20 protein-coding genes are annotated in these 24,527 nt (G+C 73.4%); 5 read left to right on the plus strand and 15 right to left on the minus strand.

Annotation, left to right across the window (positions count from 1 at the left end):
- Positions 1–3: 3 nt before the first annotated feature.
- The 10 genes from ACTYVM_RS03835 to ACTYVM_RS03880 form a co-directional block, all read right to left on the minus strand.
- Positions 4–1,317 (minus strand): hypothetical protein, encoded by a 1,314-nt coding sequence (locus ACTYVM_RS03835; RefSeq protein ID WP_445524540.1) that lies wholly within the window; start codon positions 1,315–1,317, stop codon positions 4–6.
- 81 nt (positions 1,318–1,398) lie between these two features.
- Positions 1,399–2,415, minus strand: a complete 1,017-nt coding sequence (locus tag ACTYVM_RS03840) for a glutamate ABC transporter substrate-binding protein (protein ID WP_445524541.1) — start codon at positions 2,413–2,415, stop codon at positions 1,399–1,401.
- Positions 2,416–2,450: 35 nt separating this feature from the next.
- Positions 2,451–3,899 (minus strand): GlnX family signal transduction membrane protein, encoded by a 1,449-nt coding sequence (locus ACTYVM_RS03845; protein WP_445524542.1) that lies wholly within the window; start codon positions 3,897–3,899, stop codon positions 2,451–2,453.
- A gap of 205 nt (positions 3,900–4,104) precedes the next feature.
- Positions 4,105–5,076, minus strand: coding sequence for an N-acetylglucosamine kinase (locus ACTYVM_RS03850; protein WP_445524543.1), 972 nt, complete (start codon positions 5,074–5,076; stop codon positions 4,105–4,107).
- Positions 5,067–6,332, minus strand: a complete 1,266-nt coding sequence (locus ACTYVM_RS03855; protein ID WP_445524544.1) for a 6-phospho-beta-glucosidase — start codon at positions 6,330–6,332, stop codon at positions 5,067–5,069. Before ACTYVM_RS03855 ends, ACTYVM_RS03850 begins: the two co-directional genes overlap by 10 nt.
- A 7-nt stretch (positions 6,333–6,339) precedes the next feature.
- Positions 6,340–7,245 carry a carbohydrate ABC transporter permease gene (locus ACTYVM_RS03860; protein ID WP_445524545.1) on the minus strand — a complete coding sequence of 302 codons (906 nt, stop codon included), beginning with the start codon at positions 7,243–7,245 and terminating at the stop codon, positions 6,340–6,342.
- A 2-nt stretch (positions 7,246–7,247) separates the two neighbouring features.
- Positions 7,248–8,189, minus strand: coding sequence for a carbohydrate ABC transporter permease (locus ACTYVM_RS03865; protein WP_445524546.1), 942 nt, complete (start codon positions 8,187–8,189; stop codon positions 7,248–7,250).
- Positions 8,190–8,195: 6 nt separating this feature from the next.
- Positions 8,196–9,542 (minus strand): ABC transporter substrate-binding protein, encoded by a 1,347-nt coding sequence (locus ACTYVM_RS03870; RefSeq protein ID WP_445524547.1) that lies wholly within the window; start codon positions 9,540–9,542, stop codon positions 8,196–8,198.
- A gap of 70 nt (positions 9,543–9,612) precedes the next feature.
- Positions 9,613–10,872 (minus strand): ROK family transcriptional regulator, encoded by a 1,260-nt coding sequence (locus tag ACTYVM_RS03875; RefSeq protein ID WP_445524548.1) that lies wholly within the window; start codon positions 10,870–10,872, stop codon positions 9,613–9,615.
- Positions 10,873–11,150: 278 nt separating this feature from the next.
- Positions 11,151–12,266, minus strand: coding sequence for a mechanosensitive ion channel family protein (locus ACTYVM_RS03880; protein WP_445524571.1), 1,116 nt, complete (start codon positions 12,264–12,266; stop codon positions 11,151–11,153).
- 311 nt (positions 12,267–12,577) lie between these two features.
- On the opposite strand from ACTYVM_RS03880, the gene ACTYVM_RS03885 reads away from it, so the two are divergent.
- Positions 12,578–13,114: an HNH endonuclease gene (locus ACTYVM_RS03885; protein WP_445524549.1), complete on the plus strand. Its 537-nt coding sequence runs from the start codon at positions 12,578–12,580 to the stop codon at positions 13,112–13,114.
- A 134-nt stretch (positions 13,115–13,248) separates the two neighbouring features.
- Here the strand turns inward: ACTYVM_RS03885 and ACTYVM_RS03890 are convergent, their stop codons facing one another.
- From ACTYVM_RS03890 to ACTYVM_RS03905, 4 genes are all read right to left on the minus strand, one after another.
- On the minus strand, positions 13,249–14,604 hold the full coding sequence (locus ACTYVM_RS03890) for an ABC transporter permease (RefSeq protein ID WP_445524550.1): 1,356 nt from the start codon (positions 14,602–14,604) through the stop codon (positions 13,249–13,251).
- Complete coding sequence (locus ACTYVM_RS03895) at positions 14,601–15,290, minus strand: ABC transporter ATP-binding protein (protein ID WP_445524551.1); 690 nt, start codon at positions 15,288–15,290, stop codon at positions 14,601–14,603. Before ACTYVM_RS03895 ends, ACTYVM_RS03890 begins: the two co-directional genes overlap by 4 nt.
- Positions 15,287–15,829 (minus strand): PadR family transcriptional regulator, encoded by a 543-nt coding sequence (locus ACTYVM_RS03900; RefSeq protein ID WP_445524552.1) that lies wholly within the window; start codon positions 15,827–15,829, stop codon positions 15,287–15,289. Before ACTYVM_RS03900 ends, ACTYVM_RS03895 begins: the two co-directional genes overlap by 4 nt.
- Before the next feature lie 131 nt (positions 15,830–15,960).
- Positions 15,961–18,996, minus strand: a complete 3,036-nt coding sequence (locus tag ACTYVM_RS03905) for a glycoside hydrolase family 84 protein (protein ID WP_445524553.1) — start codon at positions 18,994–18,996, stop codon at positions 15,961–15,963.
- A gap of 239 nt (positions 18,997–19,235) precedes the next feature.
- Here ACTYVM_RS03905 and ACTYVM_RS03910 point away from each other — a divergent pair, with 239 nt between their 5' ends.
- From ACTYVM_RS03910 to ACTYVM_RS03920, 3 genes are all read left to right on the plus strand, one after another.
- Positions 19,236–19,568: a hypothetical protein gene (locus ACTYVM_RS03910; protein ID WP_445524554.1), complete on the plus strand. Its 333-nt coding sequence runs from the start codon at positions 19,236–19,238 to the stop codon at positions 19,566–19,568.
- On the plus strand, positions 19,569–21,773 hold the full coding sequence (malQ, locus tag ACTYVM_RS03915) for a 4-alpha-glucanotransferase (RefSeq protein ID WP_445524555.1): 2,205 nt from the start codon (positions 19,569–19,571) through the stop codon (positions 21,771–21,773). It abuts the gene before it with no gap.
- Positions 21,774–21,859: 86 nt separating this feature from the next.
- Positions 21,860–22,141 carry a hypothetical protein gene (locus ACTYVM_RS03920; protein WP_445524556.1) on the plus strand — a complete coding sequence of 94 codons (282 nt, stop codon included), beginning with the start codon at positions 21,860–21,862 and terminating at the stop codon, positions 22,139–22,141.
- Positions 22,142–22,283: 142 nt separating this feature from the next.
- Here ACTYVM_RS03920 and ACTYVM_RS03925 read toward each other — a convergent pair whose 3' ends face one another.
- Positions 22,284–22,889 carry a TetR/AcrR family transcriptional regulator gene (locus tag ACTYVM_RS03925; protein WP_445524557.1) on the minus strand — a complete coding sequence of 202 codons (606 nt, stop codon included), beginning with the start codon at positions 22,887–22,889 and terminating at the stop codon, positions 22,284–22,286.
- A 113-nt stretch (positions 22,890–23,002) separates the two neighbouring features.
- Between ACTYVM_RS03925 and ACTYVM_RS03930 the strand changes: the two genes are divergently transcribed.
- Positions 23,003–24,460 carry an FAD-dependent monooxygenase gene (locus ACTYVM_RS03930; RefSeq protein WP_445524558.1) on the plus strand — a complete coding sequence of 486 codons (1,458 nt, stop codon included), beginning with the start codon at positions 23,003–23,005 and terminating at the stop codon, positions 24,458–24,460.
- Positions 24,461–24,527: the final 67 nt, after the last annotated feature.

The raw sequence follows: 24,527 nt of genomic DNA on the forward strand, positions 1-24,527 counted from the left end.
GACTCATGACTCCCCCTGCCGTCCCTCGGACCCGCCCTGATCCGGCACCCGGGAGCCGCCGAGCAGCTCGGCCGCCGCCTGCTGGTAGCGCCGCACGGCCTGTTCGGCCACCCGCAGGTCGCAGGGCGCGCTCCACAGCATGCGGCGGGCCGCGTCGTACCGCTCGACCAGCAGCGGGTCCTCCGCCAGGCCGTGCCGGGCGACCTTCGCCTTGTACGCGTCCAGCCGCCCGCGCAGCTCGGCACGGACCGCCAGCGGCGCGGTGACCGCCGTCAACGACTCACGGGCACGCTGGAGTTCGTCATCCGCCTTCTGCTCCAGCGATTCCAGCAGCGGCGACAGCCGGTGCCACCGGGCCTGCCTGCGGTACTCGGCGGCCGTCGCCAGCTGCTCCTGAAGGACGGTCGGCGGACCGCTGACCACCGGCACCTCCGTGGCGGCGATCTTCGCCAGCACCTCGCCGCGCGCGGTGCGCGCCTCGGCGAGCGTGCGGTCCGCGCGCGAGAGCACGTCCCGCAGTCTGATCAGCCGCTGCTCGGCGTCCTGCCGGACCCCGAGCACGGCCTCGATCTCCCGGCGCACCTCGTCCAGGGCCCGCGCCTGACGGTCGTACACCGTGGTGTCCGGCCGTCCGCCGCCCGGGGCCGAACTGCCCTGCGCGGGCACCCAGAAGGCGAGCGGATCGGAGATCACCTCCGCGCGCAGCCGCGTCAGTGTGCGTGTGACGTGCTCCAGATCGTCGCCCGCCGGGTGCTCGCCGGGGCGGACGCCGACCGAGTGCGCGAGCCGGCGGGTGCGCTGGAGTTCCGCGGCCAGCAGATCGATCCGCGCGGGCAGCGCCGACCAGACCGCGTCGGCGGCGACCACCATGTCCAGGCCGGTCGCGTACAGCTCGTTCATCCGCTCCACCAGCGCGGCCAGGGAGAAACTCTGGCTCAGCCGGCCCGGCCCGGGCAGCGCGGGCGCGGCGGCCGCGCCGGGGACGGTGACGGACTCGCCGCGCAGCAGCTCGGTCAGCTCCGCCAGGTCCTCGCGGCTGGACCAGCGGCGGCGGGCACGGATCTCACGGGCGGCGCGCAGGGCGCCGCTGTAGGCGTCGAAGTACGCCCACAGCAGCGTGATCGACGCCTCGGTGGCCGCCCAGCGTTCCTTGGTGACACCGGTCAGCTCGGCGCCCTCCAGGAGTCTGCGGCCCGCGTGGTCCTGAAGGGCGAGCAGCGAGGTCTCGATGGCCTCGTGCTCCGCGCCGAGCCGCGCCAGCGCACGGTCCACCTCGTCCCGGTCCATCACCGGCCCGGCGGGGTCCGTGACGCCCATCGATCACCTCTCGCTGCTGCGTGTCGCCTGTGTCCTGTCGGGTGGTACCGGTCCGTCGCCCGCGCCCCGGCCGGTGGCCGGTCACCGGTAGACCGGCGTCGGCGCTGTGGCCGACGGTGAGTCCTTACCCAACGTGGCGGACAACCACCTGCCGTACGACGCCTTCCAGCCCCCGTCCTTGCGGTAGTTCTCCAGTGTCCGGTTGACCTGGCGGACCAGATCGTCCGGACCGAGCTTCATGGCCACACCGTAGAACTCCTTGGTGAAGGAGGCGCCCTTCAGGGCCACCGTGGGGTCCTGCGCGGCCTGGCTGGCGGCGAGCGCGCCGTCGGTCACCACCGCGTCCACCTCGCCGAGTTGGAGCCGCACCAGGCAGTCCAGCTGGTTGGGGACGGTGGTGGTGATGTCGGTTGACGCGGGGAGGCTGCCGTTCTTCGTGTCCGCGGACAGGTGGTCGTAGGCCGTGGAGCCGGTCGCCGAGCAGATCTTCTTCCCGGCGAGGGAGTCGTCGTAGCCGGTGATGTCCGAGGTCCTGGGGGCCAGGACCTGCTGGCCGGTCAGGAAGTAGGGGGCGGAGAACGCCACCTGCTTCAGGCGGTCGCAGGTGACGGTCATGGTGCGCACCACCATGTCCACCCGGCCGCTCTGGATCGCGGGTATCCGCTCGTTGGTGGGGATGGCCCTGAACTGGACCTTGTCCGCGTCGCCGAGGATGTCCTCGGCGATGCGGTGCACGAGGTCGATGTCGAAGCCCTCCAGCGCGCCGGAGGCGTTGTTCGGGTTGCGGTAGCCCCAGCGGTAGCTGTTCTGGTCGACGCCGACCGACAGGTAGCCACGCGAGCGGATGGCCTTCAGCGTGGGGCCGTCGGCGCTCGACGGGGCCGGGCTCAGGTTCTGGGCCTGGCTGTCCTCGCAGTTGTCCGCCTTGGACTGGGTGCCCCGCGCGGCGCGCGGACCGCTCATGGCGGTGCCGCCCGCGCCGTCGGGCTGGGTGCGGGGCAGCAGCAGGACGAACGCCAGCGCCAGGGCGCAGACGGCCGCCATCGCGCCGACACCGCCCCAGCCCTTCAGGCCGGCCCGCAGACGTCGTGCTCGCATCGCCACGCCCCCTCTCACCGCTGCCACGCTCCCTTTCACCGGTACTCCGAAAGCCTGCGCCCCATGCCCAGCAGCGCGCCGGCCGCGCCGAGCACCGCGAGCACCGCGGAGCCGACGGGCAGGCCCGTCATGGCGGCCCGGCCGTCCTCCGCGGCCTGCTGGAACCTGCCCCTTTCGTGGGTGAGCGCCGAGGCGAGGGAGGCGTCGACGCTGTCGAAGCACTCGCCCGTGGACTCCGCCCGGTCCTTGGCGGTGGTGCCGATGACCAGGTCGCGTGCCGTCTGGTAGTCGCCGGAGTCGTTGGCCTGGCTGGCCTGTTCGTGCCGGGACTTCCAGACCTTCGTCGACTCGCTCGCCGTGCTCACCGGCTTCCTGCCGGCCGGGTCCTCGGCGAGGGCGCCGGCCCGGGCCAGCGTCCGGGTGAGGGCGTCGATCTCCTGGTCGTACGCCCAGTCGTAGGCGTCCATGATCGAGCCGTCCTTCAGCGTCTTGGTCTCCGCGCCGCGGCTGACGAGGGTCAGGTTCTCGTCGCTGCGGGCCTTGAGGGAGGCGATACGGGCGTCGTGCAGCACGTTCAGCGAGCGCACGCCGTGCGTGTAGGAGCCGTTGAGCCCCGCGCGCGCGACGCTGTGGCCGATCACCAGCCACAGCAGGACGACCGTGGTGGCGGCGGTGGCGGCGACCAGGCCGTGGTTCAGCACCCGGTTCGTCCGCCGGTAGTTGCGCCGCTGGGCCCAGGCGAGGGCTGCCAGGGCGACCACGCCGAGGGCGATCGCGGCCCACGGGTACGGTGTCGCGTCCCCGTAGTCGGAGCGCAGCCGCTGGTTCTCCTTCTGGTACAGGTCCTCGGCCGCCGGGAGCATCTCGGTCTGCATGGTGTCGTTGGCGGCGCGCAGGTACGCGCCGCCCACCGGGAAGCCCTGGCGGTTGTTGGCGCGGGCGGACTCGACCAGGCCCTTGTAGCGCGGCAGGAGTTCGTTGAGCTTGGTGATGGTCTTCGCGGAGGGGCTGCCGGGGGCGGAGTTGGCGGCGGCGGTGACCAGCTTGGCGGCGGCCGTGCGGACGTCGGACTCGTAGCGCTCGCGGGTGGCCGCCGTCTCCTGGAGGCCGGCCAGGTAGCCGCTGGTCGCCATGGTGTTGGCGTCGGCGAGCGAGCGGTAGATGTCCGCGGCGTCGGAGCTGAGCGGCTGGCTGCGGTGGAGGACGTCGTCGGCGGCCGAGGCGCGGTCGGTGGTCTGCAGGGCGGTGACCGCGCCGAAGGCCACGACGAGGAGCGCGAGGACGGCGCCGATGATGCGGAGGCGGCCGGGCTCCGTGGTGGCGGCGCCGCGCAGGCGCTCGGCACCCTCGGCGAAGGCGGTGCGGCGCGGCGGCGCGGCGGGCCGGGCGGCGGGAGCAGGCGCCGCGGGCTGCGGTGGCACCGCCGGCAGCGTGGGCAGGCCCGGGCCCGCCGGTGCCGAACTGCTCGTCGGCGGTTGTGTCACTGTTGACCTCCCCCGTGGTCATCCGTCGCCGCAAGTATCGCTGCCGGGACCGGCATCCGCAGACGCCTTCACCGGATCTCGCCCGGCCGCGGCGCGCTCGCCCCGTACCACCCCTTGCCCATGAATACGCGGGGGGAACCAGTTCGGTTCCCCCCGCGCCCGCCCGCGCTTCCCTCGTGCCTCCCCCGCACGGGCGCGCCGCCGCTCACCGCTCGAAGTGGGCCCGCACCCTTTCCCGGGCCGCCGCCGGGGCTCCCACGTGGTCCAGGCCCAGGAGGGCCGCGCCCAGGACCGGACGGGCCGTGACGACCCGCGGGACCGCCTTGGGCGCGCGGGCGGCGAGGAGGGCGCGGACGGCGTCGTCGAGCCGGGGGTGGCGGGCGGCGAGGACACTGCCGCCGAGGAGGACCGGGGTCTCCTCGTCGAGCAGCCCGAGGCGGGTCAGGGCGACCGTGGCCATGACCACCACCTCCTCGGCCTGGCGGTCGACGATCGTGCGGGCGACCGGATCGCCCTCGTCGGCCGTGGCGAAGAGGACCGGGGCCAGTTCGTGGCGGCGGTGGTGGTCGACGTGTCCCAGGTGCAGCGCCTCGATGAGGGCGTACACGGAGTCGAGGCCGAAGTGGGCGGGGAGGCCGCGGGACAGGGCCGTGGGCGCTCCGCGGCCGTCCTCCGCACGGGCCGCGTACCACAGGGCCTCCTCCGCCAGGCCCCAGCCGCCGCCCCAGTCGCCGGAGACGCGGCCGAGGGCGGGGAAGCGGGCGGTGCGGCCGTCCGGGAGCATGCCGACGCAGTTGATGCCCGCGCCGCAGACGACCGCGACACCGCGCGGTTCGGACACGCCCGCGCGCAGGATCGCGAACGTGTCGTTGCGGACCTCCACGGTCGTGCCCCACGCGCGCGCGTGCAGGGCGGACGCCAACTGCTCCTCCTCCACGGGCAGATCGGCGTTGGCCAGGCATGCCGCGACATGGTCCGCGGCGGTGACGCCGGCCTGCGCGTACGTCCGCCGGACCGTTTCCTCCAGGGAGTCCACCGCGGCCTTGACGCCCACGGACGGCGGCCGGAACCCGCCGCCGCGGGCCGTGGCGAGGACGTGCCCGTCGGCCGCCACGACCGCGACGTCGGTCTTGCTGTTGCCCGCGTCGATCGCGAGGACGCTTGCGGTCAGGCCCACGCGAGGTACTCCCGGTTGTGCGCGACCAGTTGGTCGGTGAGGGTCTCGGCGTAGGCGTACTGGCCGATCAGGGGATGCGAGAGGAGGGCGCGGAAGACCCGGTCCCGGCCGCCGCGCAGGGCCGCGTCCAGGGCCAGGTCCTCGTACGCGGTGACGTCCGCCATCAGGCCCGCGTACAGCGGGTCGACGGGGGAGACCGGGAGGGGGACCGGGCCCTTGGTGCCCACCGCCGCCTGCACCTCGATCACCGCGTCGTCCGGGAGGAAGGGCAGGGTGCCCCTGTTGTACGCGTTCACCACCTGGTACGGGTTGCCCGCTCCGCCCAGCAGGGCCGCCGCCAGGTCCACGGCCGCTTCCGAGTAGTAGGCGCCGCCCCGCCGGGCGAGCAGGGCCGGCTTCTCCACCAGGGCCGGGTCGCCGTACATCGTCAGCAGCTCGCGCTCCATCGCGGCCACTTCGGCCGCCCGGGACGGCTTGGTGCGCAGTTCCTCCACGACCTCGTCGTGCGCGTAGTAGTAGCGCAGGTAGTAGGAGGGGACCACGCCCAGGCGGTCCAGGAGCGGGCGGGGCAGGCGCAGGTCGCCGGCGATCGTCCCGCCGTGCTCGGCCAGCAGCCGGGGGAGCACGTCCTCGCCCTCCGGGCCGCCCAGGCGCACCCCCGTCTCCCAGGTGAGGTGGTTCAGGCCCACGTGGTCCAGGTGGACGTCGGCGGGCGCGAGGTCGAGCATCGCCGCGAACTTGCGCTGGAGGCCGATCGCCACGTTGCACAGGCCGACCGCGCGGTGGCCGGCCTGGAGCAGGGCACGGGTGACGATGCCGACCGGGTTGGTGAAGTCGATGATCCAGGCGTTCGGGTTGGCGCGGCGGACCCGGTCGGCGATGTCCAGCACCACCGGGACCGTGCGCAGCGCCTTGGCCAGACCGCCCGCGCCGGTGGTCTCCTGGCCGACGCAGCCGCACTCCAGGGGCCAGGTCTCGTCCTGCTGCCGGGCCGCCTGGCCGCCGACGCGCAACTGGAGCAGCACCGCGTCGGCGCCGTCGATGCCCGCGTCCAGGTCGGAGGTGGTGACGACACGGCCCGGGTGGCCCTGGTGGGCGAAGATGCGGCGGGCCAGTCCGCCCACCAGCTCCAGCCGGTCCGTCGCCGGGTCCACCAGCACGAGTTCCTCGACGGGCAGGGTGTCCCTCAGCCGCGCGAAACCGTCGACGAGTTCGGGTGTGTAGGTCGAACCGCCGCCGACCACGGTGAGTTTCATAGCTTGTCTAACCCTTCACTCCGGTGAGCGTGACACCCTCGACGAACGCCTTCTGGGCGAAGAAGAACACGAGGATCACTGGGGCCATGACCAGAACGGTCGCGGCCATGGTGAGGTTCCAGTCGGTGTGGTGGGCGCCCTTGAAGGACTCGAGGCCGTAGGACAGGGTCCAGGCGCCCGGGTTCTCGGAGGCGTAGATCTGCGGCCCGAAGTAGTCGTTCCAGGCGTAGAAGAACTGGAAGAGGGCGACGGCCGCGATGCCCGGCCTGGCCATGGGGACGACGACCTTCAGCAGGGTGCGCAGCTCGCCGCAGCCGTCCACCCGCGCCGCGTCCAGGTACTCGTTCGGGATGGTCAGCAGGAACTGCCGCAGCAGGAAGATGGAGAACGCGTCACCGAACGCCATCGGGATGATCAGCGGCCACAGCGTGCCGGACAGGTCCAGTTGCTTGGCCCAGAACAGGTACATCGGGATGATGACCACCTGCGGGGGCAGCATCATCATCGAGATCACCAGCATGAGGGACAGGTTGCGGCCCCGGAAGCGGAACTTGGCCAGCGCGTACGCCACGGGCAGCGAGGACGCCACGGTCAGGACGGTGCCCAGACCGGCGTAGAGCAGCGTGTTCCGCCACCAGGTGAGGAAGCCCGGGGTGGCGAAGACCTTCTGGTAGTTGCCCCATTCCCAGGTGTGCGGGATCAGGTCGCGGCTGAGCGCCTGGCTGTCGCTCATCAGCGAGGTCAGGAAGACGAAGACGAAGGGGAGGGTGAAGAAGAGGGCCGCCGCCACGCCGAGCGCGTGGACCGCGATCCACTCCAGCACCGCCCTGCGGCGGGCCGTGCGCTCGGCGGGGGAGACCGGCCCCCGCCGTCGGGTCCCCGGCTCCACCGGCGTGTCCAGTACGTGGGTCATCGTCAGTCACCTGCCTGGATCAGACCGCCCCGGCGCCGCATCAGGAACGCGGTGAACACCATCGACAGGACGAACAGCACCAGCGCCACCACACAGGCCGGGCCGTATTCGAAGCGCTGGAAGCCGAGGTTGTACACGAGTTGGGGGAGGGTGAGCGTGGACCTGTCCGGGTAGCCGGGCTCGAACTGGGTGCCCGAGCCCTGGATCACGCCCGAGGCGACCTTCCCGGCGATCAGCGGCTCGGTGTAGTACTGCATCGTCTGGATCACCCCGGTGACCACCGCGAACATCACGATCGGCGAGATGTTCGGCAGCGTGACGTACCGGAAGCGCTGCCAGGGCGAGGCGCCGTCCAGCTCCGCGGCCTCGTACTGCTCCGTGGGCACGTCGAGCAGCGCGGCCATGAAGATGACCATCAGGTCGCCGATGCCCCACAGGGCGAGCATCGTCAGGGCCGGCTTGGACCAGGCGGGGTCGTTGAACCAGCCGGGGGCGGAGATCCCGACCCGCTCCAGGAGGGAGTTGACCGGGCCCGTCCCGGGGTTGAGGAGGAAGGCGAAGGCCATGGTCGCCGCCACCGGCGGGGCCAGGTAGGGCAGATAGAACAGGGTGCGGAAGACCCCCGTGCCCGTCTTGATCCTGGTGATGAGCAGGCCCACGCCGAGCCCGAAGACGACCCGCAGGCTGACCATCACCAGCACCAGCCACAGCGTGTTGCGCAGGGCCGGCCAGAACAGGGGGTAGTTCTCGAAGACGTACGTCCAGTTCTGCGTCCCGCGCCACGTGGGCGGCTGGAAGCCGTCGTAGTGCATGAACGAGAAGTAGACGGTGGAGATCAGCGGGTACGCGAAGAAGACCGCGAAGCCGATCAGCCACGGCGACATGAAGGCGAGGGTCCTCAGCGCCGAACGGCGGCGCCTGGACGCCAGGGTGACGGTGGTCATGCGCGCCTACTTCGCCTGCGCGATGTCCGTGTCGATCTGCTGGGCCGTCCTGGCCAGGCCCGCCCTGAGATCCTTCGCCTTGCCGCTCTCGTAGTCGTAGCCGAACTGCTGGATCGTCACCAGGTACTGGCCGCCGTTGACCGACGCGGGCGTGGTGGTCGAGTTCGGGTCGGCGGCGATGTCCAGGAACGTCCGGAAGCGCGGGTCGTACTTCAGCTTCGGGGACTTCAGCGCGTCCAGCGTGGAGGGCACGTTGTGGATGTCGTTGGCGAAGCCGACCACCGCGTCGGTGTCCGTGGTGATGTACTTCACCAGTTCCCAGGCCGCGTTCTGCTTCTTGCTGGTGGCGGCGATACCGGCGATGGTGCCGGTGAGGTAGCCCTTGCCGTACTGGTCGGCCCGGTCGTCGGGGACGGGCAGCGGGGCGACGCCGATCTCGAACGCCGGCTTGGCCTCCTCGGCCATGCCCAGCCGCCACTCGCCGTCGAGCTGCATGGCCACCTGGCCGGTGTGGAAGGGGTGCTTGGGGCCCCACTCGTCGCCGAGCGTGGCGCGGTACTTCTCCAGCTTCTGGAAGCCGCCGAGCTCGTCGACGAGCCGCTTCTGAAGGGTGAAGCCCTCTTCGAACGCGGGGTCCTTGGCGAGGTTCGACCTGCCGCTGGAGTCGAAGTACGTCGGCGAGAACTGCGCGAAGTAGTGCTCGGTCTGCGTCTCCCAGCCGTGGTAGTTCGGCATGAAGCCCAGCTGCTGGTAGCCGTCGCCCCGGGTGATCGTCAGCTTCTTGGCGTCGGCCTCGAACTCGGACCAGGTCTTCGGGGGAGCCTTGATGCCCGCCTTGGCGAAGGCGTCCTTGTTGTAGTAGAGGCCGTACGCGTCGCCCAGCAGCGGCGCCGTGCAGCGGTTGCCGTCGAACTGGGTGTACTCGTTCATCGCCTTCGGGAACGTCTTCTCCGGGTCGATGCCCGCCTTCTTGAAGAACGGGTTCAGGTCGATCAGCGCGCCGGAGGAGCAGAACTTTCCGACGTTGTTGGTGGTGAAGGAGGAGATCACGTCGGGCGCCTTGTCGCCGCCGGTGCGCAGCGCCTGGTTGATCTTGTCGTCGGTCACGTTGCCGACGACGTTCACGTGGATGTTGGGGTGCGCCTTCTCGAAGCCGGCGACCAGCGACGTGACGGCCTTGACCTCGCTCGGGTCGCTCCAGCCGTGCCAGAAGTTGACGGTCGTCTCCTTGGACGCGTCGTCGTTCGCGCCGGAGCCCGAGCTGTCGGGCTGACCTGTGCAGGCGGTGGCGAGCAGTGCCATGGCGGCGGAGGCAGCGAGGGCGAGGGCCGCTTTCCGGGACACTTCGGGCATGGCTGGATCTCCCTGGGACGGGCGGGCGGTGAGGGAAGGGGCGGAGCGGGTACGGCAGCCGGTACGGCGGTCAGCGGGAGGTGTCGAAGACCTCGTCGCGGGTGGTCGCGAGTGCGCTCTCCAACGCGCCGCGCAGTACGGGGTGTTCACGGACGTCGCCGACCACCAGGCGCGGCCGGGAGGCGGCCAGCTCCTCCAGTTCGGCCTGGACCAGGGCGCGCAGCACCTCGCCGCCGGCGGTGAGCGAGGCGCCGCTGAGGACGACGAGTTCGGGGTCGAGGACGGAGACGAGGGAGGCGAGACCGGTCGCGAGCCGGGTCGCGTACGTCGTCAGGAGCGTGCGGTGGGGGCCGGTGGCGTGGTCGGCGGCGCGGGCGACCAGGGTGGCGGCGGCCTCGGGGTAGGGACCGGAGGGCACGTCCTCGATGCCGAGTTCGCGGGCGAGCCGGGGGACGGCCTGCGAGCCGGCCAGTTCCTGGTAGCCGCCGCTGTTGGCCCGGGTCACCTGGCGGACCAGCGGGGTGCCCGGCACCGGCAGGAAGCCGACCTCGCCGGCACCGCCGGTCCAGCCGCGGTGCAGCCGGCCGCCGAGCACCAGCGCGGCGCCGAGGCCCTCCTGGTTCCACAGCAGCACGAAGTCCCGGTGGCCGCGGGCCGCGCCGAGCCGCTGCTCGGCCATGGCCACGAGGTTGACGTCGTTCTCGTACTCCACCGGCATCGGCAGGGCGGCGGCGAGCTCGTCGAGCAGGGTGGGGGAGTGCCAGCCGGGCAGGTGGGAGGCGTAGCGCAGCCGGCCGGTGCCGGGGTCGAAGGCGCCGGGGGTGCCGATGACCAGCCGGCGCACGTCGCCGCGGCCCAGCCCGGCCGCCTGCACCGCGCCGTCGAGGGCGTCGGTGACCTGCCGTACGACGGGCGACGGGGGTCCCCCCTGCTCGGGCCGGGCCGAGGGCCTGGGGGAGGAACGCCGAACCGGGGTCGGCAACTCGTACTCGCCGACGGTGCGGCCGGTGATGTCGGCGACGGCGGCCCGGATGCGGACGGGGTTGACGTCCAGTCCCGCGGCGTGGGCGGCGGCCGGATTGACCGCGTACAGCTGGGCGTTGGGGCCCGGTCGTCCCTCGCTGGTCCCCGTGGCGAGGACCAGCCCGGCGGCCTCCAGGCGGGCAAGCAGCTGGGAGGCGGTCGGCTTGGACAGGCCGGTCAGCTTGCCGATCCGGGTGCGCGACAGCGGTCCGTGCTCCAGCAGGAGGTCCAGGGCGGCGCGGTCGTTCATGGCGCGCAGGAGCCGTGGGGTGCCCGGTGTGCCCGGCGAGCCGGCGGTTCCTGGCATGCGTGTCGTCACCTGCCCTCCCCTGAGGACCACTGTTAGGAAAGTTTCCTGTTCGAGTGGCAGGAAGGTATGCCCGGGGGGAAGCGGCCGTCAAGAGAGACGGAGCGGCCGTCTGAAGAGAACGCCCCCGCGGCGACGGAGTCGTTGCCGCGGGGGCGGTGAGAGGCGCGCGATCGGGAGCCCGGTCCGGTCAGTCCTTGAGGAACGGTGCCGTATCCAGCGTGGGGTACGGCGCGGGGAGGAGCAGGCTTCCTGGCCTCCTCGCGGGCGCCCTGGCCCTACTTCGACAGCGTCGGCGGGGGGATCGGCGAGGCCGCCAGGGACTGCGGCGAGGTGGCGCTGGCGAACGCCGAGGGAGCCGACATGCTCGCCGTCGGGTCGACTGCCGGGGCCCCGTCCTCCGGGGCCGTCGCGTCGCCCACGATGCGGATGTCGGCCGCGTCGAAGGCCTGCTTGACCCGCCAGCGCAGCTCCCGTTCGACGGTCACCGACTTGCCCGGCATGGTCTTGGCCGTGACGTGGACGACCATGGAGTCGATCAGCACGCTGTCCAGGCCGAGCACCTCGATCGGGCTCCACAGGAGCTCGTTCCAGGGCTCCTCCTTGCTCATCCGCTCGGCGACCTCGTCGAGGGTGGCCTTCACCCTGTCCAGGTCCTCGTCCGCCTTGACGGTGACGTCGACGCCGGCCGTCGCCCAGCCCTGGGAGAGGTTGCCGATGCGCTTGACCTCGCCGTTGCGGACGTACCAGATCTCGCCGTTCGCGCCGCGCAGCTTGGTCACGCGCAGGCCGACCTCGATCACCTCGCCGACGGCGATGCCCGCGTCGATGGAGTCGCCGACGCCGTACTGGTCCTCCAGGATCATGAACACGCCGGAGAGGAAGTCGGTGACCAGGTTGCGGGCGCCGAAGCCGATCGCCACACCGGCCACACCGGCCGAGGCCAGCAGGGGGGCCAGGTTGATCTCGAAGGTGGACAGCACCATCAGCGCCGCGGTGCCCAGGATCAGGAAGCTCGTCACCGAACGCAGCACCGACCCGATCGCCTGCGAGCGCTGCCGGCGGCGCTCGGCGTTGACCAGCAGTCCGCCCAGCGCGGTGCCGTCCACGGCCTGGGCGGTGCGGGCCATGCGGTCGATGACCTTGGTGATCGCCCGCCGGACCAGCACGCGCAGCACCGTCGCGATCAGCAGGATCAGCAGGATCTTCAGGCCGATGGCGAGCCAGGTGGACCAGTTCTGTTCGACCCAGCTGGCCGCGTTCGTCGCGCTCTCGTGGGCGTCCTGGAGCGTGGGGACCGTCAGGGCCGGCGACTCGGAGGGCGGCGGCGACGGCGACGGACCGGCGGCCAGTGGGACGGCGGGCAGGGACACAGCGGGTACCTCCAGGTGCATCCGCCCTCCGGCACGGGTCAGTATCGACGGGGTCACGAGGAGATCACCGGACGGGCAGAACCACCACACTAACGGGGCAGGGTGTGTGGGTTCCCGTGAAGTTCCAGGAAGGACGCGCGGGGGGACGGTGACCACCGGTCTCTGAACAGGCTGTGTGAAGGGGCCGGGGTGCGGGGGATGAATGGGGTGTGGTCGAAAACACTCCCAGCCCGTTACCGGGACATGGTGGCGCGTTCACCAGGCATGAGGGGAAACTGACTGCAGGCAGCCCCGGCGCGAGCCACGCGCCGCCGGCGTACAAGGAGGCATCCGTGCCGCATGTCCTGGTCCTCAACGCGTCGTACGAGCCGCTCGGCGTCGTACCGCTCCGCCGCGCGCTCATCCTCGTCCTGGAGAACAAGGCAGTCTGCCTCGAGGAGTCCGGCGCCTATCTGCACAGCGCGACTGTTACCGTCCCCGCACCCAGCGTGGTCCGGCTCAAGCGTTTCGTGCGGGTTCCCTACCGGGGGCCCGTTCCTCTGACCCGAAGGGCGCTGTTCGCGCGTGACGGGGGCCGGTGCATGTACTGCGGTGGCATCGCCACCAGCGTCGACCACGTCATCCCGCGCTCACGCGGGGGCAAGCACGTCTGGGACAACGTGGTGGCCTCCTGCCGCCGCTGCAACCATGTCAAGGCCGACCGCCACCTGGTCGAGCTCGGCTGGCGCCTGCGCCACAAGCCGGCCCCGCCCACGGGCCTGGCCTGGCGCATCATCGGCACCGGGCATAGGGACCCGCGCTGGCTGCCCTACCTGCAGCCGTACGGCGCGGACGACGCGATGGCCCGGATCGACGGCATCTCCGCCTGACGATTCCGGGCCTTCGCATTGGCCGACGGGTGCGACGCCCGGCCTGCGTCCTGTACGTGTACGCAGGCCGGGCGTCACACCCGGCGTCGGCTGTTCCGGTCCCGGGGGTCCCCCGCACCCCCGGGACCGGACGTTTACGCGTACCGCAGCTCCGCCGGGCGGACCGAGTGCCGGAGCAGTGGCAGGGAGGCGGCCGTGGCCAGCAGGCAGGTGGCGTACACGGCGGCCGGGACCAGGAGCGCCGTGTACGGCACGGTTCCGGTGGTGAGGAGGCCGTACCAGAGGCCGATCGCCAGGCCGCCCGTGCCGGCCACGAGAACGGCCGGGGCCAGGGGCAGGGCGGTCTCCAGCAGGAGGGCTCGGGCCAGCACCCGCCGGGGCACTCCGGCGGCCACCTGCGCGGCCAGCGCGCGGCGACGGGTGGTGACCGACTCGGCGGTGCCGACGGCGAGCGCCGTGAGGACGATCACCAGGGCGACGGCGATGGCCGCGGCGGTGAGGTTCAGCCCGGTCGTGTAGAACGACATGTCCGTCCCGAGCGTGTGCCTTTGGCGCATCTCCTCCAACGTGGCGAGCAGGGCCTGCCGTACGCCCGTGAACCCGGTCCCGACGACCGTCACCAGCAGCACCGCCGCATGCGTACGGGCCGCTGCCCACGGGTCGTCCCGCAGCCGTTCCGCCGCGATCAGCACCGCCGGGGAGCCGGTCCGGGCCGCGAGCAGCCGGCCGGTCAGCCGGGACAGGGCGCCCGTGAGCCACACCGCGCCCGCTCCGACGGCGAGGACCGCCGCCAGGACGATGACCGGGCCCCTCGCCAGGCCCGTGTTCCGGGAGTCGGCGGACGTACCGGCCACCGCCCCCAGCGCCACCACGCCCACGACCAGCAGTCCGCCCACGAACAGCAGCGCCGGACCACGCCCCGAGCGCGTACGGCTCCGCCGCACCCATCCCAGCGGCGAGGCCACCACGCGGCGCAGCGCCAGCACCCCGGCCGCCACGCCCAGCACCGGTACCACGACCGCGACCAGCGCCATCCCGGCCCAGGCCGACGTGGTCGGCCGCTCCCACACGGCCACCAGCACCGCCGCCGCCCCGGCCGTGGCGAGCGCCGAGCCCAGCAGGCAGGCGAGCCCGGTCTCCAGCGCCGCGATCTGCCGCACCCGGCCCGGCTCCGCGCCCGCCAGCCGCAGCACGGCCGTCCGCCGGTCGCGGTGGACCGCGCCGATCCGGGCGCACTGCCCGAGGAAGCCGAGCACGGGCACCAGCAGGAGCAGCAGCGTGACGATCACGCCGGAGCGCTCGCCGGGCTGGTCGAGCAGGCCGTTGCCGAAGGAGAAGCGGTACTGCCCGCGTACCGTGGCCAGGACGGCGGCCGCCAGTCCCAGCCCCGTCGCGCACATCGCCCCCACCGCGGTCAGGGCGATCCGCCACCACTCCCGCCGGTCCGAGCCCCGCACGAGCAGCCAGGCCAGCCGCAGATCGGTCCTCATACGAGCACCTCCGACGCGACCGTCACGCCGTCCTGGAGCCGCACCTCGCGGTCGGCGTACGCCGCCGTCTGGGCGTCGTGCGTGATCAGCAGCACCGCCGCACCCGCCTCCCGGGCGGCTCCGACCAGGGCCGTCATCACCTGTTCGCTCGCCAGGGAGTCCAGCGCCCCCGTCGGCTCGTCCGCGAACACCACCTTCGGGCCGGTCACCAACGCCCGTGCCAGGGCCACGCGTTGTGCCTGGCCCCCGCTCAACTCCCCGGGGCGGGCGGCTTCCTGCTCCCGCACCCCGAACCGCTCCAGCCATACCCCCGCCTGCTCCCGGGCCGCCCCCCGCGCGGCCCCGGCCAGCATCAGCGGCAGTGCGACGTTGTCCACCACGGTCAGCTCGGGGATCAGCTGCCCGAACTGGAACACCACCCCGAAGTCGGTGCGGCGCAGCTCGCTCAGGCGCTGCTCCCCCATCCTGTCGACGCGTTCCCCGCGGTACGTCACCGAGCCGTCGTCCGGCCGGACGATGCCCGCCAGGCAGTGCAGCAGCGTGGACTTCCCACTGCCGCTCGCGCCGGTCACGGCGACGATCTCGCCCTCGCGCAGTTCCAGGCACGCCCCGCGCAGCGCCGGGGTCCTGTCATGGGACTTGACGAGGTCTCGGGCCACCACAAGGGGCGCCGGAGGGTTGCTCATGCTCGGTCGACCTCCACGGTCAGAGCGGTCAGGGTGGTCAGCCGGGCCTGCGTGGTGGTCATCCAGCGCAGGTCGGCGTCGAGATGGTTGAGGGCGTAGTCCGCCGAGAGCACGGTCGCCAGATCGGCGCCCGGGGCGGTCTTGACCGCCGTCAGCTCCCGCATCCGCTCCATGTGCGCGGCGCGTTGCGCGAGCAGGTGGGCGGCGGGGTCGCCGCCGGTGAGGATCGCCACGACGACCTTCGCGAAGATCTCGTTCGCCACGAAGGGCGCGGGAGGCGTGACCTGCCCGGCCCAGGCGCCCACCTCCCGGGAGCCCTCGGCCGTGAGGCGGTACAGCGTGCGTTCCGGGCCGCCGTCGGAGTCGGTGCCCTCCACCTGGGCCAGTTCGTCGCGAACCAGCCGCTGCAAGGTCGTGTAGACCTGCCCGTAGGCCAGCGGGCGGGCCTGCGGGAAGTGTTCGTCGTGGCGTCGCTTCAGGTCGTAGCCATGGCTCGGCCCTCCGGCGAGCAGGCCCAGCAGGATGTGACGGGTGCTCATGCGACTCAGTATGTACTACGTACATGTACTGAGTGAATAGTGATCGGCGAGAAACGTCCGCGGGGTGCGATCGCGCGCGGTACGGCGGGCTCGGTTACCGGTTCGGTTCGGTTCGCGGTCCGGTTCGCGGCTCAGTCCGCGACTGCGTATGCCTCCACCGACCACAGCGAATAGCCGTACTGGGTGGCCCGCTTGTCGCCCTGTACGCGGATGTAGCGGACGTCCCGCGCGTCCATGCGCAGCGTCTCGCGGCCGCCGGTGCTGTCGCGGACGGTGGTGGCGGTGCGCCAGCGCCGGCCGTCGGCGGAGACCTGGATGCGGTAGGCGGAGGGGTGGGCGTCCTGCCAGTGGAGGGCGACCTTGCCCAGGTGCACCGGGTGTGGGAGCTCCACCTGCCACCAGGCGCCGTCGTCGACGGGGGAGGACCAGCGGGTGTCCGGGTTGCCGTCGATCGCGGCGGACGCCGGGAAGTCGGGGGTCTCGTCGGCGGAGGAGCTCGCCGTGCCGGTGCGCGCCAGGTCGGGTCCTGCGGTGCGCGGGAAGGCGCGGACGGTGAGGGTGCGGGTCACTCCGGCGAAGGTCACGCGGATGTCGTAGGCGCGCGAGGGCGAGGACGGTGGCACGCTCACCTCGACCGGGACGTCCACGGTGGTGCCGCGGGGCACGGTGACCGAGGTGGTGGGGACACGGACCGTGACGCCCTCGGGAGCCTTCACGGTGACCTTGCCCCGCACGTCGGCGGGGCGGCCGGAGGACAGCCGGGCGGTCAGCCGCTCCGTGCCGCCGATCTCCGCGTCGGCCTCGGCGCGCGGCAGCTCCAGGTCCGCGACCGGGGTGTCCGCGAACCAGGGGACCAGGTGGCGCACCCGGGAGGGGTAGGCGCCGGTGACGCGGACGGCGTCGACGCGGGTGCCGGCCGGCGGGGGAGCGGGCTGCACGAGGGCCGGCGGGCGCGTCCAGAGGTCCGGAGCCGGGGAGACGGGCGGCCAGAGGGCCGGCGGGTGCGTCACCGGGCCGCCCGGGGACGGGGACTGCGCGGTGGAGATCTCCGTCGCGCCCCGCTCGGCCAGTGTTCCCGCGCGGAGCCAGCCCTGGCCGGGGACGTGGACCTCGACGCTACCGGTGGTTCCGGGGTCGCTGAGGACGGTCACGGCGGTGAGGGCACGGGCGTGCGGGAAGCGGATCGTGCGGCCGTCCGGCGCCCCGTCCGGGTCCGCGGCCGGCTCGTGCGCCAGGCCCGCCCAGGTCTCGTACTCCTGCCGTGCCCGGTCGAGGAAGGGGTCCAGTACGCCCTTGCCGACCGTCACGTCGGCCTGCTTGATCCCGGCCCGCAGGCGGTCCAGCGTCCGGTACGCGGTCCAGGCGCCCGTCGCGTCGCCCGAGCGCTGCGCGCGGAGCATGTCGAGCGCCGCCTCGCCGGCCTGGCCGTAACGGGCCAACTGCGCCGACCACGGAGCGACTTCGGCCGCCAGGGTGCCATCGCCCCCCAGCCCTCGGGGCAGGTCGCGCAGCGTCGTGAAGGCGGCGCGCAGCTGCTGCTCGGCACGCTCGTTCGCGCCCCGGTCCGTCGTCGTACGGGCCTGCCACACGGCCGCGATCAGCGGGCGCAGATACGCCGACTCGGTGCCGCCGAGCACCGAGGACGCGTCGTTGCCGGCCAGCGCCGACAGCGCCTCGTGACGCCGTGCGTCGCCCCCCGCGAGGTCGGCTATGGCCGCCTGCCAGGACTCGTCGGGGCGGTAGTCGCGGGGGTTCCAGGCGTAGTCGGCCGCCGTGAACAGCGGGATGCGGGAGGCCTCCGCCTGCTCCATCGCGTTGGCCAGCAGGGCGGCCGAGCCGTTGGCGACGGCCGGTTCGCGCCCGGTGTACGCGCCGAGGAAGATGCGGTCCTCGGCGTAGTCGTTGACCGGGTAGTTGTCCATGGTGACCAGCGGGTGCCCGAACGCGGCGCGGGCGTCGGCCAGTTCGTCGCCCGTGATGGTCCGCGGTACCACGCCCACCCCGGTCCAGGCGACCTGGACCGACGCGTCAAGCGCGGACGCCAGCGCCCGCCGGTAGGGTGTCGTGCCGTCCTCGTAGAACTCCGTCGGCATCAACGACAGCGGCGCCGCGCCCGGGTGCCGCTCCGCCAGGTGACGGGCGACCTCGTTCGCCACCCGCGCCTGCGCCCGTGCCGCCGCGTCCGGGCCGGAACCAAAACGGGCCGGGTCCGCGCCGCAGTGCCACTCGCTGTAGCTGACGTTCTGGAACTGGAGCTGGAAGTTCCGGAATCCGAGCGCCCACATCGCGTCCACCTTGCGCGTCAGCGCCCGTACGTCGTCGTCCGAGGCGAAGCACAGCGACTGGCCCGGCGCCACCGCCCAGCCGAGCGTGACGTGGTTGGCGCGCGCCCGGTCGGCCAGCTCCCGGAAGGCGGCCCGCTGCGCGGCCGGGTACGGCTCACGCCAGCGCTCCTGGCGGTACAGGTCGTCGCCCGGGGCGTACAGGTAACGGTTCTGCTTGGTGCGGCCCATGAAGTCCAGCTGGGCGAGCCGCTGCTGCTGCGTCCACGCGGTGCCGTAGAAGCCCTCGGTGGTGCCGCGCACGGCGGTGCCGGGCCAGTCCCGGACGGTCACGCCGGGGACGGTCCCGTCGGGGCGCAGCAACTGCCGCAGCGTCTGCACGGCGTGGAAGAGGCCGTCCTTCCCGGCGCCGCTGAGCGTCAGGGAGCCGCCGCCGGTGGTGATCTGGTAACCGCCGGAGGGCAGCGCGTGCCGCGGGTCGCTGTGCGCCCGCTCGGTGTACGCGCGCACCACCAGGGAGCCCGCCGGAACCGGGTCCGAGCCGGCGAGGTCCGTGACCGTCCGGGCCCCGGCCTCGAACAGCAGCGAGCGCAGCGCGCTCAGGGCGTACGGGTCCGCCTCCGCGTCGGTGACCAGGGCGACGGCCCGGTCGGCGACCGTCACCGCGCCGCCGGTCGTCCGCAGGGACTGCGGGCGCGGCCACACCGCGAGGTCGGAGGAGGAGGTGGCGGGGTGCTCCGGGTTCGTGGCCGGGAGGCCGGTGCCGGGGTCGGGGGCGGACGGCGCCGCGACGGCCGCGGGCGTGGCTCCCAGTGTTCCGGCCACGACGGCGAACGCGAGTGCGGCCGTGCTCTTCCCGTGCCCCCTACCGCGCCGAAGCCGCACGGCCCCTCCTCGTCGATCGGCCTTGGCCGGGCGGAGCCGAAGGCGGTGTCGAAGACTCTCGACCACACCATCCCCGGCGGAAGGTGTCAACGAGAGTGGCCGTTGTGCCGAGATTGCCCCAACCTGGTGAAGGTGAATGTGACCGGCGGCACGCGGGTCGTCTTCCTACGTCTGCCGTGGCGTGCACTGGGTAGGGCTGCGGTAATCCCCTTGATGCCGTACTCGACAAGGAGGCCCCCGTGGCCGCACCGGCGCACCTTCTGCTCTCGGCCCTGTCCCAACACGTGGCGGAGCCGCCCGCCGACCACCTGCCGCCCGCCGACGACCTGCCGTCCACCACCGGACTGCCGTCCCCCGCCGGACTGCCGCCCGAGCGTCGGCTGCCCGCCGACCCCGGCCTGAGCGTGTTCAGCGCGGAGGGAACCCGCGCCGACGTCCCGCTGACCAGCGAGCCGCCGCTGCCCGACGCCGAGCCCCTCACCAGCGAGCCGCCGCTCGCCGAGACGGCCCCCCTGACCAGCGAGTCGGTCGCCGAGTCGACCGAACAGGACCCCTGTCGCGCGGAGCTGTAGATGACGGAACCGCGGCCGGACGAACCTCCCGGACCTTCCGGACCTCTCGGTGACGAGCTGACCCGGCTCGCCGCGCTGCACGGCGTGGCCACCTCCTACAGCCCCTCCCCGGGCCGCACGGTCACCGCCTCCGCCACCGCGGTCGTCGCAGCCCTGGCCGCCCTGGACGTCGACGCGAGCACCCCCGCGGCCGCCCGCGCCGCGCTCACCATCCGCGAACGGGAACGGGACGAACGGCTGCTGCCGCCGACGGTCGTGTGCTGGCTGGGCCCCGTGCCTGACGCCCTCGTGGGCGGCGACCCGGCGGCAGAGGCGGACGCCGGGCTGCCGCCGGCCGCCCTCGCCGGGCTGCCGCCCGGCAGCCGGCTGGACGTCGGGACGGAGCAGGGCGGGACCCGCACGTGGGTGCACGGAGTGGACCGGACCGGCGGCGCGGAGGGCCTTCCGCCGGGCGTCCACCGGCTGACCGCCACCGCCCCCGACGGCCGCACCGCGCGGGCGCATCTGATCGCCGCCCCGCCCCGGCTGCCCACCCCGGCGGGACGCTCGTACGGGCTGCTCGTCCAGCTGTACTCCCTGCTCTCCCACCGTTCCTGGGGCATGGGCGACCTCGGCGACCTCGCCGAGCTGAGCGGCTGGGCCGGACGGGCGCTGGGCGCCGGGTTCGTCCAGGTCAACCCGCTGCACGCGGCCGTACCCGGACCGCCCGCCGACCCGTCCCCCTACCGTCCCTCCTCGCGCCGCTTCCCCGACCCGGTGCACCTGCGCGTCGAGGACGTCCCGGAGTTCGCGTACGCCGAGGACCGCGAGCGGCTGCGGGCCCTGCGGGAGCGGGCCGGCCGGCTGCGCGCCGCCGTACTGGACGAGGGCGCGCTGATCGACCGGGACGCGGTGTGGGAGCTCAAGCGGGAGGCGCTGGAGCTGGTGCGGCGGGTACCGCTCGGGCCCGGCCGCCGCGCCGCCTACGCCGACTTCCTCGCCGAGCAGGGCCGGGCCCTGGAGGACCACGCCACCTGGTACGCCCTCGCCGAGGTGCACGGCTCGGACTGGAGCCGGTGGCCCGAGGGGCTGCGGGACCCGCGCTCGGCGGAGACCACCCGCGCCCGCGCCGAGCTGAGGGACCGCGTCGACTTCCACTCCTGGCTCGCCTGGCTCACCGACGCCCAGCTCACCGCCGCCCAACGCACCGCCCGCGAGGCGGGCATGGGCATCGGGATCGTGCACGACCTCGCCGTGGGCGTGCATCCCGGCGGGGCCGACGCCTGGGCGCAGCGGGACCACTTCGCGGCGGGCATGTCGGTCGGCGCCCCGCCGGACGCCTTCAACGCGCGCGGCCAGGACTGGGGTCTGCCGCCCTGGCGCCCCGACCGGCTCGCCGCCTTTGGCTACGCGCCCTTCCGGCGGCTGCTGCGCGCCCTGTTCCGCTACGCGGGCGCCCTGCGCATCGACCACGTCATGGGCCTGTTCCGGCTGTGGTGGATCCCGCGGGGCCTGCCGCCCACCGAGGGCACGTACGTCCGCTACGACGCCGAGGCCATGCTCGCCGTGCTGGTCCTCGAGGCCTCGCGGGCGGGGGCCGTGGTGATCGGCGAGGACCTGGGGACGGTGGAGCCCGGGGTGCGGGAGACCCTGGACCGGCGCGGGGTGCTCGGCACCTCGGTGCTGTGGTTCGAACGGGACTGGGAGGGCTCGGGTCGCCCGCTGCCCCCCGAACGCTGGCGCGCGGACTGCCTGGCCACCGCCACCACCCACGACCTGCCGTCCACCGCGGCCCGCCTCACCGGCGAACACGTCGCACTGCGCCACCGCCTCGGCCTGCTCACCCGCCCGCCGGCGGAGGAGCGCGCGGAGGCGGCCGCGGACACGGACGAGTGGCTGGCGCTGCTGGCGGAACTGGGACTGCTGCGGGACGCGGGCGGCGGTGCCGGCGCCGCCTCGGAGGAGGCCGGGATCCAGGCCGTCCACCGCTTCCTGCTGCGCACCCCGGCCCGCATGATCGGCCTGTGGCTGCCGGACGCGGTCGGCGACCGGCGTCCGCAGAACCTGCCCGGCACCTGGGACCAGTACCCGAACTGGCGCCTGCCGGTCGCGGATGCCGAGGGCCGTCCGGTGACCCTGGAGGACCTTGCCGCCTCCCCTCGGCTGCATGCCCTGACGGACGTGCTGCGCACGGACGCGCGCACCGCGCCGGGCGACGCGGGCTGACCTGCCGGGCCGCTCACGCCGGTGCTCGGGCGCGGATACGGTACCCCGCGCGCGCGACCGGTTCCGGCGTTCGCTACGTTTGCACCGTGGACAAGAAGAACGCCCTGCGCGCCGGCGCTCTGGCCGCCGGTACGACGCTGATGATGCTGCTCATGTCGTCTCCCGCGCTCGCGCTGACCCGCGACGACGGCGACGACCCCGGCCCGGGCCTGAGCGTCATCCAGACGCTGGGTCTGTTCGTCGGTCTCCCCCTCCTGCTGTTCCTGGTCATCACCGGCCTGGTCATGGCCCTGGACAAGTCCAAGGACCGGAAGCCGCGCGTGAGCCAGGACGTGGACGTCAAGGCCAAGGCCGACGCCAAGGCCTGACCGAGTTCTCCTCCCCCATGGGCCCGCCCCCGAGGCGGCCCGCCGCACGCTCACCCGAGGGCGCCGACCCCGTCGCACGTACGCGCACTGCCGTACGTGGGCGAGGTGGGCGCCCTCGGCGTGTTCCGGGGGCGTGCGTTCGTCAGGGGTGCGGTGCGGTCAGGTACCGCTGCACGGTGGGTGCGAGCCACGCCAGGATCTCCTCGCGTGCCAGGGCGACGGTCGACGGCACCCGCAGCACGTAGCGGGTGAGCGCGAGCCCCAGCAGCTGCGACGCGCACAGCGCGGCCCGAGCCGGGACCTGCTCGGGGTCGGGGCACACCTGCCGGGCCATCGGCAGCAACTGGTCCTGGAACACCCGCTGCATCCGCTCGGCCCCGGCCGTGTTCGTGACGCCGACCCGCAGGATCGCCGTGAGTTCCCCGTTGGCCTCCCAGAAGTCGAGGAAGTGCGACACCAGCGTCCGTCCGGCCTCGTCGCGGGGCAGCGCGGCCAGGTCGGGAAGCTGTAGATCAAGAGTGACGGCCGCCGCGAACAGGCCCTCCTTGTTGCCGTAGTACCGCATGACCATCGACGGGTCGATGTGCGCGTCCTTGGCGATGGCCCGGATGGTGGCCCGCTCGTACCCGTCGGCGGCGAAGCGCTCGCGGGCGGCGTCGAGGATGGCGGCACGGGTCGCGTCGGAGCGGCGGACGGGTGTGGGCGCCGCCGCGGACGTTCTGGGAGTGATGGGGGCACTGTCACGCATGCCAACAAACGTAGGCCAACAGGTGTTGACACGTCCACTCTGCCGCACTACGTTTGCCAACAAGCGTTGGTCAACGGCTGTTGGCCAACAGGTGTTGGACCCGGGAGGTCCCCATGACCGGCACAACTGGAACTGGAAACCGCACCCCCGTGATCGTCGTCGGCGCCGGCCCCACCGGGCTGCTCCTGGCCGGTGACCTCGCCGCCGCCGGCGTCCCCGTCACCCTCGTCGAGAAGCGGCCGCACCGCGTCAGCAACCTGTCCCGCGCCTTCGCCCTGCACGCCCGCACCCTCGAACAGCTCGACGCCCGCGACCTCGCCGACGGCCTGGAGGCCGTCGGCCGCCCCCTGACCCGGCTCCGGCTCTTCGGCCGGCTCGGCATCGACCTCTCCGCCCTGCCCTCCCGGTTCAACCATGTGCTCATCCTTCCGCAGTACGAGGTGGAGGGGGCCCTGGAGGGGCGTGCGGTCAAGGCCGGGGTGGACTTCCGGTACGAGACCGAGCTGACCGGCCTGACCCAGGACGCGGACGGCGTCACGGTCCAGGTCCGCGGGCCCGGCGGCCGTGCGGAGTCGCTGCGGGCGGCGTACGCCGTCGGCACGGACGGGATGCGCAGCCGCGTGCGGCAGGCGGTCGGGCTGCCCTTCCCGGGGCGCTCGGTGATCCGCTCCGTCGTCCTCGCGGACGTACGCCTCGCCCAGCCGCCCGAGACCCTGCTGACTGTCAACGCCGCCGCTGACGCCTTCGCCTTCCTCGCTCCCTTCGGCGACGGCTACTACCGCGCCATCGGCTGGCGCCGCGGCACCGAGGCCGCCGCCGGCGCGCCCGTCGGCCTGGAGGAGATCCGGGAGATCACGCGGCTCGCCCTGGGCACCGACTTCGGCATGCACGACGCCCGCTGGATGTCCCGCTTCCACAGCGACGAGCGTCAGGCGCCCGCCTACCGCGTCGGCCGGGTCCTCCTCGCCGGCGACGCCGCCCACGTCCACAGCCCGGCCGGCGGGCAGGGCATGAACACCGGTCTGCAGGACGCGGCCAACCTCAGCTGGAAGCTCGCCCAGGTCGTCACCCGGCACGCCCCCGAGGCACTCCTGGACACCTACCAGGCCGAACGTCACCCCGTCGGCAGGTCCGTACTCCGCAGCAGCGGCGGCATCATCCGCCTCGCCATGGCCCACCGCCCCTGGAGCCTGGCCCTGCGCGCCGCGCTCGCCACCGTCCTCGACAAGGTGGGCCCCGTCCGCCGCAGGGCGGCGGCCCAGATCACCGGCATCGGCTACCGGTACCCCGCTCCTCGAGGCGCCCACCGGCTCGTCGGCACCCGCGTCCCGGACGTCGCCCTGGCCGGTGGCGGCCGGCTCCACGAGGCCCTGCGCGGCGGCCGGTTCGTGCTCATCGCGCCGGGCGCGCACCAGGTCGGGCAGGACAGGGCCGGCCGGCTGACCGCGGCGCGCTGGGCGAGTGGGCGCCGCACGGCGGTGCTGGTGCGCCCCGACGGCTACGTGGCCTGGGCGGCGGACTCGGCCGACCCGGCCGCGATCGACGCCGCGCTCGCCGCCCATGTGGGCTGAGCGGTCCACTCGACGACCTCGGCGGGCCTGCGCAGGAACGCCGGCTTCGAGCCAGTCCCCGCCGGTA

The organism is Streptomyces cyslabdanicus (assembly GCF_052663305.1).

Excerpts from the sequence above, each read along its gene's own strand:
- ACTYVM_RS03835 (WP_445524540.1), bottom strand. The coding sequence starts at position 1,317 with ATGGGCGTCACGGACCCCGCCGGGCCGGTGATGGACCGGGACGAGGTG.
- ACTYVM_RS03840 (WP_445524541.1), bottom strand. The coding sequence starts at position 2,415 with ATGCGAGCACGACGTCTGCGGGCCGGCCTGAAGGGCTGGGGCGGTGTC.
- ACTYVM_RS03855 (WP_445524544.1), bottom strand. The coding sequence starts at position 6,332 with ATGAAACTCACCGTGGTCGGCGGCGGTTCGACCTACACACCCGAACTC.
- ACTYVM_RS03860 (WP_445524545.1), bottom strand. The coding sequence starts at position 7,245 with ATGACCCACGTACTGGACACGCCGGTGGAGCCGGGGACCCGACGGCGG.
- ACTYVM_RS03865 (WP_445524546.1), bottom strand. The coding sequence starts at position 8,189 with ATGACCACCGTCACCCTGGCGTCCAGGCGCCGCCGTTCGGCGCTGAGG.
- ACTYVM_RS03870 (WP_445524547.1), bottom strand. The coding sequence starts at position 9,542 with ATGCCCGAAGTGTCCCGGAAAGCGGCCCTCGCCCTCGCTGCCTCCGCC.
- ACTYVM_RS03875 (WP_445524548.1), bottom strand. The coding sequence starts at position 10,872 with ATGCCAGGAACCGCCGGCTCGCCGGGCACACCGGGCACCCCACGGCTC.
- ACTYVM_RS03880 (WP_445524571.1), bottom strand. The coding sequence starts at position 12,266 with ATGCACCTGGAGGTACCCGCTGTGTCCCTGCCCGCCGTCCCACTGGCC.
- ACTYVM_RS03890 (WP_445524550.1), bottom strand. The coding sequence starts at position 14,604 with ATGAGGACCGATCTGCGGCTGGCCTGGCTGCTCGTGCGGGGCTCGGAC.
- ACTYVM_RS03895 (WP_445524551.1), bottom strand. The coding sequence starts at position 15,290 with ATGAGCAACCCTCCGGCGCCCCTTGTGGTGGCCCGAGACCTCGTCAAG.
- ACTYVM_RS03900 (WP_445524552.1), bottom strand. The coding sequence starts at position 15,829 with ATGAGCACCCGTCACATCCTGCTGGGCCTGCTCGCCGGAGGGCCGAGC.
- malQ (WP_445524555.1), top strand. The coding sequence starts at position 19,569 with ATGACGGAACCGCGGCCGGACGAACCTCCCGGACCTTCCGGACCTCTC.
- ACTYVM_RS03925 (WP_445524557.1), bottom strand. The coding sequence starts at position 22,889 with ATGCGTGACAGTGCCCCCATCACTCCCAGAACGTCCGCGGCGGCGCCC.
- ACTYVM_RS03930 (WP_445524558.1), top strand. The coding sequence starts at position 23,003 with ATGACCGGCACAACTGGAACTGGAAACCGCACCCCCGTGATCGTCGTC.